This window comes from Phenylobacterium sp., assembly GCF_035276905.1.
Lineage (GTDB): Bacteria > Pseudomonadota > Alphaproteobacteria > Caulobacterales > Caulobacteraceae > Phenylobacterium.
In genome coordinates this window covers 1-7,719 of the sequence record NZ_DATELG010000347.1, presented here as the reverse complement: position 1 = coordinate 7,719, position 7,719 = coordinate 1, and the positions used below count along the sequence as shown (strand labels likewise).

Genomic DNA, 7,719 nt, shown 5'->3' with positions numbered 1-7,719 from the left:
ACATGGTACGCCGGGCCCGACAATATCCTCGCTCAACGTTCGTATGGCCTGCTGGACGGAGGCGCCACCTACACGCTCCCTGGCGGACGCGTGAGCCTGGGTGTCTGGGCGCGCAACATAACGGACGAGCAGTATTACGTGAGCTTGGCCGCTCAGGCCAACCCTGGGGGCGGAGAGCAGGGCGCCGTCGGGGCTCCGCGCACCTACGGTTTGAAAGTCGGATATAAGTTCTAGGGGCTGTTAGGAACGGCAGGGGCGGCGACAGCTGCGTCAACGCCTCGGCCGAGACGCTCGACGGTCTCTCTACATGGCCTAGATGGTCCACCGACATCCGCCGGCCGACGTCGAGGAGCGCTGCTACGCCGGCCTCGACGCCGCCGGCATGGCGCTTGACCCTGCCTTGGGCGGCGTGACGCGCGGACCGGCCTGATCGCGCGCCTTGAAATCGGCGACCTGCGGTTCCAGGGCGGAAGCGAAAAGCTGAGATAAGTGATGTTTCTCGATGGCTCCCCGGGCAGGACTCGAACCTGCGACCCGGCGGTTAACAGCCGCCTGCTCTACCAACTGAGCTACCGAGGACCAGAGCCGTCGAGGGCCGGGGCTATACGCCACGACCGGTGGGCATGCAAGCCGCAGACCGGGGACTTTTTCCCACCCATCTGATGCATCTGTGGACAAGACAAAAAAAGGCCCGGCGCGAGCGCCGGGCTGGAAAAAAGTCGGTGATGGTGGGTGTCTTCAAGGAAGACAGGCCAAAGTTCCGCCGCGTCGGTAAATGCATGGTTAACGCCCGCGCCCGACGCCAACTTTCGATTCACCGAACCCGCAAGCGCCTCCTCGCGCCTAGAGGAAGAAGGCGATCGCCAGCCACAGGGCCAGGACGCCCGCCAGCAGCATGGCGCCCCCGACCTTGAGCGCGAACATCTCTTCGGGATTGTAGCTGGCCCAGAACCGGGCATAGCGGATCCACTCGGCCAGGACCGCCGTGGCGTCGTTCCTATCGATGCGCGATTCGGCGTCGAACTCCGACGGCAGGAGGTCCAGTCGGTCGGCGAGCCGGTGGACGGCGAGCACCAGCCTGCCGGTCATCCATCGGAGCGGGCCGCGCCGGAGCGGCCGTCGCTGGCCCTGTTCAGGGGCCGACGGTCCAGGATGTGGCATGCGCCGTCGGCGCGCGTGATGCGCCGCTCCCAACCTCGAGCCTCCCAGCTAAGCTTGAACCCCCCGCAGCGACGCTTGTTCCATCGCCGGGGGACTCGCATACCATCGTTCAGCCGACGTTCAGGCGCGCAGGCGGATTCCGGATCGGGCCTGTCCGACGGCCTATGTTGGTCGCGTAGACCGCCAGGTCGCGCGCCCGCTCCGTGCGGGGCGGGCGCGCGTGACCGCCGCGAGATGGTTGCGGCGGCCCGGCGCGGGGGACAGACTGGCGCCATGCCGCCGCCAGAGCGCCCCCGCGAGCGCCCCCCTGTCACCGACGCCGAATACCGCGTGGTCCGCGGACCCTGGCCGCGCTGGGCGATGCATCTCAGCCTGATCAAGCTGATGGCGTGGGGGGCGAGCGTAGTCGGGGTGACCATCCTGATCGGCCTGGCGCTGCTGGCCGCCCTGGGGCTCTTCCGGAACTTCTAGGGCCGCGCCGTGAAGACCTGGAAGCCCGCCGTCTCGGCGATCGCCAGCATTTCGCGGTCGCCGCCGGTGTCGCCATAGGCCGCCGCCAAGCGCACGCCGGCGCCGAAGCGCGCCTCGAGCCGCGCGACCTTCTCCGGCCCGCGGCAATTGGGGGTGACGAAGCCGCCGGTCAGCCGGTCCTGCGCATCGAAGGCGAGCTCCGTGCCGATCAGCGCCTCGGCCTGAAGGCGCTCGGCGAACGGGCGCACCACGTCGCTGGGCGAGGCGGTGACGATGACCATCGAGGCCCCGCGGTCGCGCCAGTCCCGCCAGGTCTGGAGCGCGTCGGGGCGGAACATCGCCGCCGACTGCTCGGCGGCGAAGGACTCGGCGGCGCGGCGCAGCTCGTCCCGCGTCAGCCCGGCGAGGAACTCTCGGACGGCGGCCGCCTTGATCCGGCCACGGTCTCTGTCGATCAGATAACGCAGGGCGGCGGGCGCGAGCCTGGCCATGCCCAGTGCATGCCGGATCGGCCCCGCGCGCCACCTGAGGAACGCCGTGAAGCTGTCGCGAATCGTCAGCGTACCGTCGAAGTCGAAGGCGACGATCGCGCGACCGGCGTTCGGCGCGCGACGTTCTGTCTCGCCGCAGGACGCCCGAGTAACGCCGTCTTGTGCCATTTCAGGCCGTTCCCCATGTACAAAAGCGGCGTCCGGACGTTCGGCGCTGCGTCGCCAAACGCCGCTACGACGTTCGAAGGCTTGTGATCCCGGCTCGGATCGGGGAATGTCAAGACTTAGACAACCCGCGGCGCGTAACCTGCAGGGATGCGCGGCGCCGTCGGGGCGGCGGTGTCCGGGACGTCCCAACCCGGGTCGCCTAGAGAGTGAGAAACGACCATGACCAAGGCCGCCAGCGGAGACTCGAAGAGCACCCTCTATTGCTCTTTCTGCGGCAAGAGCCAGCACGAGGTCCGCAAGCTCATCGCGGGGCCGACCGTGTTCATCTGCGACGAGTGCGTCGAGCTGTGCATGGATATCATCCGTGAAGAGCACAAGATTTCCTTCGTCAAGTCGAAGGACGGCGTGCCGACTCCGAAGGAGATTCGTGAGGTCCTCGACGACTACGTGATCGGTCAGGACCACGCCAAGAAGGTGCTCTCGGTCGCGGTCCACAACCATTACAAGCGCCTGAACCATGCGACGAAGAACAACGACGTCGAGCTGGGCAAGGCCAACATCCTGCTGATCGGCCCGACCGGCACCGGCAAGACGCTGCTGGCCCAGACGCTGGCGCGCATCATCGATGTGCCGTTCACCGTGGCCGACGCCACGACGCTGACCGAAGCCGGCTACGTCGGCGAGGACGTCGAGAACATCATTCTGAAGCTGCTGCAGGCTGCGGACTACAACGTCGAACGGGCGCAGCGCGGCATCGTCTACATCGACGAGGTCGACAAGATCAGCCGCAAGTCCGACAACCCCTCGATCACCCGCGACGTCTCGGGCGAGGGCGTGCAGCAGGCGCTGCTGAAGATCATGGAAGGCACCGTCGCCTCCGTGCCGCCCCAGGGCGGGCGCAAGCATCCGCAGCAGGAGTTCCTGCAGGTCGACACCACCAACATCCTGTTCATCTGCGGCGGCGCCTTCGCGGGCCTGGAGAAGATCATCTCGGCGCGCGGCCAGGGCACCTCGATCGGCTTCGGCGCCAAGGTGTCGGATCCGGACGAGCGCCGGACCGGCGAGATCTTCCGGCAGGTGGAGCCGGACGACCTGCTGCGCTTCGGCCTGATCCCGGAGTTCATCGGCCGCCTGCCGGTGATCGCCACCCTCGACGACCTCGACGAGAAGGCGCTGGTGAAGATCCTCACCGAGCCGAAGAACGCCTTCGTCAAGCAGTACGTCCGCCTGTTCGACATGGAGAACATCGGCCTGACCTTCACCGAGGACGCGCTGAACGCGGTGGCCCGCAAGGCCATCCAGCGCAAGACCGGGGCCCGCGGCCTGCGGTCGATCCTCGAAGGCATTCTGCTCGACACCATGTACGAGCTGCCGACCTACGACGGGGTCGAGGAGGTGGTGGTCAACGCCGAGGTGGTCGAAGGCCGCTCGCAGCCGCTGCTGATCTACGCCGAGCGCCGCGACAAGGGCGGCGCGGCCTGACACCCTTGGGCCGCATGGCCCTCCTGCCTGATCCCTGCGCCCGCGGTTCCGTCAGAGCCGCGGGCGCAATCGTTTCCGGCGCGGCGCCGCCATGCGGTAGGCCGCGGTTGGTGCTGGCGGGGACGGTGCTGGGCTCGAGCCTGGCCTTCATCGACGCCTCGGCCGTCAACCTGACCGTCCCGGTGATCCAGCAGAAGCTGGGCGGCGACTTCGCCGCGGCCCAGTGGATCGTCAACGCCTATGCCCTCTTGCTGGGCGCCCTGGTGCTGGCCGGCGGGGCGGCCGCCGACCGCTACGGCCGCAGGCGGGTGTTCATCGCCGGGGTGGCGCTGTTCGCCGTGGCTTCGGCGGCCTGCGGCCTTTCGCCCAGCCTGCCGGCGTTGATCGCGGCGCGCGCGCTGCAGGGCGTGGGCGCCGCGATCCTGACGCCGGCGAGCCTGGCGCTGCTGGGCGCGACTTTCGACGAGAAGGGCCGCGGCCAGGCGGTCGGGATCTGGGCCGGCGCCAGCGGGCTGATGAGCGCCGTCGGGCCGGTGCTTGGCGGCTGGCTGGTGCAGACGGTATCCTGGCGCGCCGTGTTCGCCATCAACCTGCCGCTGGCGGCGCTCGCCGCCTGGCTGACCGCGGCCGGGGCCAAGGAGAGCCACGGCGGCGAAGTCGGGCCGGTGGATTGGCGGGGCGCGCTCGCAGCGACCGCGGGCCTGGGCCTGGTCACCTGGGCGCTGACGGATGCGCCGAAGCGCGGGGCGGACGCCGTGATCCTGGGCGCGGGCGCCCTGGGCGCAGCCCTGCTGGCGGCCTTCCTGTGGATCGAGGACCACGCTCAAAACCCGATGATGCCGCTGGGGCTCTTCAAGTCGCCGGCCTTCTTGGGGCTCAACGCGCTCACGCTGCTGCTCTATGCGGCTTTCAGCGGGGCGCTGTTCGTCCTGCCCTTCAACCTTCTTCGTGTGCACCACTATCCGACGGGCGCCGCGGGGGCGGCGCTGCTGCCGCTGTCGGTGGGGCTGGCGGCGCTCTCGCCGCTGAGCGGCAGGCTGGCCGGCCGGATCGGGGCGCGGTTCATGCTGCTTGCGGGCGGTCTTCTGGCGGCGGCCGGCTTCGGTCTGCTGGCGCTTCGTGCGAGGGACGGGGCCTACTGGACCGGAGCCTTTCCGGGCCTGGCGGTCCTGGCGCTCGGCATGGGCGTGGCGGTGGCGCCGCTGACCAACGCCGTGCTCGGCGCCGTGTCCCAGGAGCGGGAAGGGGCCGCCTCGGGTGTCAACAACGCCGTGGCCCGGGTGGCGGGCCTGATCGCCGTGGCGCTGGCTGGCTTCGTGCTGAACGGCGCGGATCCGGCCTCGATCGCCGCGGGCTATCGCCTCGCCATGGCCCTCGCCGCCGGCGGGGCGATCGGCGCCGGCGCGATCGGCTTCCTGACGGCGGGCAAGCGGACGTCGGCGCGGTGACGCCTGTCGACCGGCTCGGCAAGCTGCCGCGCAAGCCTCTTGTCGCCGGCCTTGATAAGGTTCCCAAGATCTCCAGATAATAGCTGTGAATGGGGCAAATCCTTGCGCGAACGGCGTCGCTCGCAGCGGTCAAGGTAGAAATGTGGCCAAGCTGAGACGGAGTGTCGCGCGCAGGTCCGGCTCGGCTTGAACCCGGGGCGAAACCGTCCACATTTATTGGGAACCAACCGCCGCCATGGCGGTGGAACGGGTCGTCCGACTCAGGCGCATCGTCTGAGTGACCACGATCCGGTCGCCGAGTCCGAGACGAAACGGACCGGCCAGGAGTTTGAGCATCATGTCCGAGATTAAGATCCTGCCGATCCTGCCGCTGCGGGACATCGTGGTCTTTCCGCACCAGCCGGTGCCGCTGTTCGTGGGCCGGGAGAAGTCCGTGCGCGCGCTCGAAGAAGCGATGCGCAATGAGGGCAAGCAGATCCTGCTCGCCACCCAGAAGGACAAGGATGACGACGATCCGGCTCCGGCCGCCATCTACGACGTCGGGGTGGTGGCGACCGTGCTGCAGCTCCTGAAGCTGCCGGACGGGACGGTGAAGGTGCTGGTGGAGGGCCGCGCCCGTGCGGGCATCACCCGCTTCACCGAGCAGGCCGACTACTACGAGGCCGAGATCGCCTATGTGCAGGAAGACGGCTCCGGCTCGCCCGAGGCCGAGGCCCTGTCGCGCGCGGTCGTCGAGCAGTTCGAAAACTATGTGAAGCTGAACAAGAAGGTTCCGCCCGAGGCGCTCGCTGCGATCCCACAGATCGAGAACCCCGGCGAGCTGGCCGACCGCATCGCCTCGCACCTGTCGGTGAAGATCTCCGAGAAGCAGCAGCTGCTCGAGGTGTTCAACGTCGTGAAGCGTCTGGAGAAGGTCTACGCCCTGATGGAGGGCGAGATCAGCGTCATGCAGACGGAGAAGAAGATCCGTAACCGCGTGAAGCGCCAGATGGAGAAGACGCAGCGCGAGTACTACCTGAACGAGCAGATGAAGGCGATCCAGCGCGAGCTGGGCGAGCAGGACGACTCGCGCGACGAGCTGCTCGAGCTCGAGAAGCGCATCAAGAAGACCAAGCTGTCGAAGGAAGCCCGCACCAAGGCCGAGGCGGAGCTGAAGAAGCTGCGCAACATGAGCCCGATGTCGGCGGAATCCACGGTCGTGCGGAACTACCTCGACTGGCTGCTGTCGATCCCGTGGGGCAAGGCCAAGCAGAAGCCCATCGACCTGCAGAAGGCCGAGGACATCCTCAACGAGGACCACTACGGCCTGGAGAAGGTCAAGGAGCGGATCCTGGAGTACCTGGCGGTGCAGAGCCGCGTGGGCACGCTCAAAGGCCCGATCCTGTGCCTCGTGGGGCCTCCCGGCGTCGGCAAGACCTCGCTCGGCAAGTCGATCGCCAAGGCCACCAGCCGCGAGTTCGTCCGGGTCTCCCTGGGCGGGGTGCGCGACGAGGCCGAGATCCGTGGCCATCGCCGGACCTACATCGGCTCCATGCCCGGCAAGATCATCCAGTCGATGAAGAAGGCCAAGTCGACCAACGCCTTCTTCCTGCTGGACGAGATCGACAAGATGGGCGCGGACTGGCGGGGCGATCCGTCGTCGGCACTGCTCGAGGTGCTGGATCCGGCGCAGAACTCGACCTTCGCCGACCACTACCTGGAGGTCGACTACGACCTGTCGCCGGTGATGTTCGTCACCACGGCCAACGGCCTGAACATGCCCCAGCCCCTGCTGGACCGCATGGAGATCATCCGCATCCCCGGCTACACCGAGGACGAGAAGGTGGAGATCGCCAAGCGCCACGTCCTGCCGAAGCTGACCAAGGACCACGGGTTGAAGCCGGAGGAGTTCGTCGTTCCGGAGCAGTCCATCCGCGACCTGATCCGCTACTACACGCGGGAAGCCGGCGTCCGCTCGCTGGAGCGGGAGCTGGGCAACCTGGCGCGTAAGACGGTGCGCGACCTGGCCCGCGAGAAGGTCCTGTCGATCACCGTCGACGAGGAGCGGCTGGCCAAGGACGCGGGCGTGCGCAAGTACCGCTACGGCGAGACCGACGCGGAGGATCAGGTCGGCATCATCACCGGCCTGGCCTACACCGAGTTCGGCGGCGACATCCTGACCATCGAAGCGGTCAAGATGCCGGGCAAGGGCCGCATGACGGTGACCGGCAACCTGAAGGACGTGATGAAGGAGTCGATCTCGGCCGCGAACTCCTACGTGCGCAGCCGGGCGACGAAGTTCGGCATCGAGCCGCCGAAGTTCGAGCGCACCGACGTCCACATCCACGTGCCGGACGGCGCCACGCCCAAGGACGGACCGTCCGCCGGCGCGGCCATGGCCACCGCGATCGTCTCGGTGCTCACCGGGATCCCGATCCGCAAGGAGATCGCCATGACCGGCGAAGTCACCCTGCGCGGCCGGGTCACCGCCATCGGCGGCCTGAAGGAGAAGCTGCTCG

Annotated in this window: 7 protein-coding genes and 1 tRNA gene; 5 read left to right on the top strand and 3 right to left on the bottom strand. The window is 68.2% G+C overall.

What is annotated here, in order from left to right; translation table 11 throughout:
• On the top strand, positions 1–234 hold a 234-nt coding region (locus VJS38_RS16470; protein ID WP_324089236.1), incomplete at its 5' end, for a hypothetical protein.
• 269 nt (positions 235–503) lie between these two features.
• Here the strand turns inward: VJS38_RS16470 and VJS38_RS16465 are convergent.
• Both VJS38_RS16465 and VJS38_RS16460 read right to left on the bottom strand, forming a co-directional pair.
• Positions 504–579 (bottom strand) — tRNA-Asn (locus VJS38_RS16465).
• Positions 580–843: 264 nt separating this feature from the next.
• The gene (locus tag VJS38_RS16460) at positions 844–1,089 is read right to left on the bottom strand and encodes a hypothetical protein (RefSeq protein WP_324089235.1); all 246 of its coding nucleotides are present in this window, start codon (positions 1,087–1,089) and stop codon (positions 844–846) included.
• A gap of 345 nt (positions 1,090–1,434) precedes the next feature.
• Here VJS38_RS16460 and VJS38_RS16455 point away from each other — a divergent pair, with 345 nt between their 5' ends.
• Positions 1,435–1,632, top strand: coding sequence for a hypothetical protein (locus tag VJS38_RS16455; protein ID WP_324089234.1), 198 nt, complete (start codon positions 1,435–1,437; stop codon positions 1,630–1,632).
• On the opposite strand, the gene VJS38_RS16450 is transcribed toward VJS38_RS16455, so the two are convergent.
• Entirely contained in the window at positions 1,629–2,291 is a 663-nt protein-coding gene (locus VJS38_RS16450) for an HAD-IB family hydrolase (RefSeq protein WP_324089233.1), read from the bottom strand. The two genes, VJS38_RS16455 and VJS38_RS16450, sit on opposite strands and share 4 nt — an antisense overlap.
• 219 nt (positions 2,292–2,510) lie before the next feature.
• On the opposite strand from VJS38_RS16450, the gene clpX reads away from it, so the two are divergent.
• The 3 genes from clpX to lon all read left to right on the top strand — a co-directional run.
• The gene (gene clpX / locus VJS38_RS16445; protein WP_324089232.1) at positions 2,511–3,773 is read left to right on the top strand and encodes an ATP-dependent Clp protease ATP-binding subunit ClpX; all 1,263 of its coding nucleotides are present in this window, start codon (positions 2,511–2,513) and stop codon (positions 3,771–3,773) included.
• A gap of 110 nt (positions 3,774–3,883) precedes the next feature.
• Positions 3,884–5,221, top strand: a complete 1,338-nt coding sequence (locus tag VJS38_RS16440) for an MFS transporter (protein ID WP_324089231.1) — start codon at positions 3,884–3,886, stop codon at positions 5,219–5,221.
• A gap of 337 nt (positions 5,222–5,558) precedes the next feature.
• Positions 5,559–7,719: endopeptidase La (lon, locus tag VJS38_RS16435; protein WP_324089230.1), on the top strand; the 2,161-nt coding region annotated here is incomplete at its 3' end.

Excerpts from the sequence above, each read along its gene's own strand:
- VJS38_RS16460 (WP_324089235.1), bottom strand. The coding sequence starts at position 1,089 with ATGACCGGCAGGCTGGTGCTCGCCGTCCACCGGCTCGCCGACCGACTG.
- VJS38_RS16455 (WP_324089234.1), top strand. The coding sequence starts at position 1,435 with ATGCCGCCGCCAGAGCGCCCCCGCGAGCGCCCCCCTGTCACCGACGCC.
- VJS38_RS16450 (WP_324089233.1), bottom strand. The coding sequence starts at position 2,291 with ATGGCACAAGACGGCGTTACTCGGGCGTCCTGCGGCGAGACAGAACGT.
- clpX (WP_324089232.1), top strand. The coding sequence starts at position 2,511 with ATGACCAAGGCCGCCAGCGGAGACTCGAAGAGCACCCTCTATTGCTCT.